Annotated in this window: 2 protein-coding genes; both read left to right on the top strand. The window is 37.6% G+C overall.

What is annotated here, in order from left to right; all coding sequences use genetic code 11:
• Positions 1-263, top strand: a 263-nt coding sequence (locus WA352_RS21570) for an integrase core domain-containing protein (RefSeq protein WP_005401423.1), incomplete at its 5' end; no start/stop codon positions are given.
• Positions 264-344: 81 nt separating this feature from the next.
• Positions 345-2,300, top strand: coding sequence for an alkyl/aryl-sulfatase (locus WA352_RS21565; protein ID WP_000693745.1), 1,956 nt, complete (start codon positions 345-347; stop codon positions 2,298-2,300).
• The last annotated feature ends 125 nt before the right edge of the window (positions 2,301-2,425 follow it).

Here is a 2,425-nt window from a genome sequence, read left to right as displayed (position 1 = left end):
ATGTATTGAAATCAAATGACATCCAAATCAGCATGGATGGTAAAGGTCGATGGGTTGATAATGTGATGGTTGAACGATTATGGCGGAGCGTTAAATATGAAGAGGTGTATCTCAAAGCCTACAGCAATGTTTTGGATGCGAAGAAGCAATTAAACGCATATTTTGAATTTTATAATTTGAAACGACCTCATTCGAGTCTGGACAAAATGACTCCAGATGAGTTTTACTATGACCAGCTACCACAACAAAATAAGGTAGCTTAACTAGAGCAGAGTATCACTTATAAATAAGCTTTTAGTTGTTCAAACATGTGGGACCACCTCTATTTAAAAAAAGGAAAGAAGATGAAAATTAAGTTTTTAACAGTTTCATTGATGCTTATTCTGCCATTTTCTGTTTTTGCAGCAAATACTGTAGTAGAAAAAGCGGTCATTGAATCAAATAATACATATAAGGCGAAGTATAACTTAGAGGATATGACTGAGTTTAATCAGGCTCAAAAGGGCTTTATTGCCAAGCCAACAGGTCAAATTAAAAGTGAGAAAGGCAATGTTATCTGGGATTTTGATGCATTTAGTTTTTTACAAGATCAAGCACCAAATACCGTTAATCCCACTCTATGGCGACAAGCAAAATTAAACAACAATGTTGGGCTATTTAAAGTAACAGATCGAGTTTGGCAAATTCGTGGTTTTGATTTGGCAAATATGACCATCATTCAGGGTGATACTGGCTGGATTATTGTGGATACATTAACCTCTAAAGAAACGGCTGAAGCAGCACTTAAATTTGCTAGACAGCATTTAGGTGAGCAAAAAATTTCAGCCATTATCTTTACCCATAGCCATATCGATCATTTTGGTGGTGCATTAGGCGTTCTTTCTAGCGAAGAAATTAACGCTAGAAAAACTCCAATTATTGCGCCAAAAGGCTTTATGGAAGAAGCGACCAGTGAAAATGTGATGGCAGGTTCAGCCATGATACGTCGTGCGACTTATATGTATGGAACTTTTCTACCTAAAAATGCGGAAGGATTGGTGGATACAGGTTTAGGTAAGGCTGTTGCTGTGGGAAAAATGGGCATCCTTGAGCCTACACAACTGATCACTCAACCAGAACAGAAAATGACGGTTGATGGCTTGGATTTTGTGTTTTATAACGTGCCGGGTTCAGAAGCACCAGCAGAATTAACGTTCTCTATCCCATCATTGAAACTTTATAACGGCGCAGAAATTCTATCTCATACCATGCATAATCTTTATACCCTTCGGGGTGCTAAAGTCCGTGATGCCTTAAAATGGGTGGGCTATCTAGACCAAGCAATGCAGCATGCCAAAGCATCCGATGTATTGATTGCACAGCATCATTGGCCTGTCTGGGGCAATGACAATATTCAAGATTTTATTAAAACCCAGCGAGATGTTTATAAGTTCACGCATGATCAGACGGTGAGATATATGAACTCTGGTTTTAATGGCGCTGAAATTGCCGAAAAAATTAAGCTTCCAGCGGCACTTGATCAAAAACTATATGCTCATGGCTATTATGGAACCCTAAAACATAATGTAAAAGCAGTATACCAATATTATATGGGATGGTTCGATGCCCATCCTTCCAATTTAGATCCATTACCCCCTAAAGCTGTTGCAAAAAAATATATTGAGTTAGCAGGTGGGGAGAACAATGCATTGAAAAATGCGCGGGATGCCTACGCTCAAGCTGACTATAGATGGGCTGCCGAGATTTTAAAACATATTGTGTTGAATAACCCTCAAAACCAACAAGCAAAAGACTTATTGGCGAATACTTATCGTCAATTGGGCTATGCTGCTGAGGCTTCAACTTGGCGTAATTTCTTTTTGGTGGGCGCTCAAGAGCTACAAAATAATGTACCCCTACAAAATACTTCTGATCCGAGTGATTTATTGATTCATACACCAACTGAAAGATTTCTTGAAGCTATGGCGACAAATTTAGATGTGGAAAATTTAAAAAATGAAAACCAGTGTATCAATCTGGTTTTGTCGGATACCAAAGAGCATTTTTCATTATGGGTTGAAAACTCAGTCATGCAGTTTAAGCGTTATGATGAAAGTAAAGATTTGGCATTGGATTGCCCTACATTAACCTTAACCAAGCCCTTATATCTAAAAATGATTACAGGTCAAATAGAAGGGGTAAAAGTCCTGCTTTCTAAAGACAGTAAAGTCAAAGGTAATCCACTGAAAATTGGAAAATTCTTTGCAATGTTTAAACGTCCAGATTCAATTTTCCCGATTGTGACTCGACCAAATGGCTAAGCTCAAATAAGTAAAGTCGAAACTTAAATTAATAGATCCAAAGAAATGGGTGAAATTATCAACTTGGTTCTCCCAATCTTATAACAGGAATACAAGAAATTATTTCTTGTATTCCTCTTTAAAAT

Origin of the sequence: Acinetobacter sp. 102 (genome assembly GCF_037028485.1) — a bacterium.
Taxonomy (GTDB): domain Bacteria; phylum Pseudomonadota; class Gammaproteobacteria; order Pseudomonadales; family Moraxellaceae; genus Acinetobacter; species Acinetobacter higginsii.
Note: the sequence above shows the minus strand (reverse complement) of the source record. Positions and strands in the feature narration are given on the sequence as shown.

Coding starts and splice junctions, on each gene's coding strand:
- WA352_RS21565 (WP_000693745.1), top strand. CDS start 345: ATGAAAATTAAGTTTTTAACAGTTTCATTGATGCTTATTCTGCCATTT.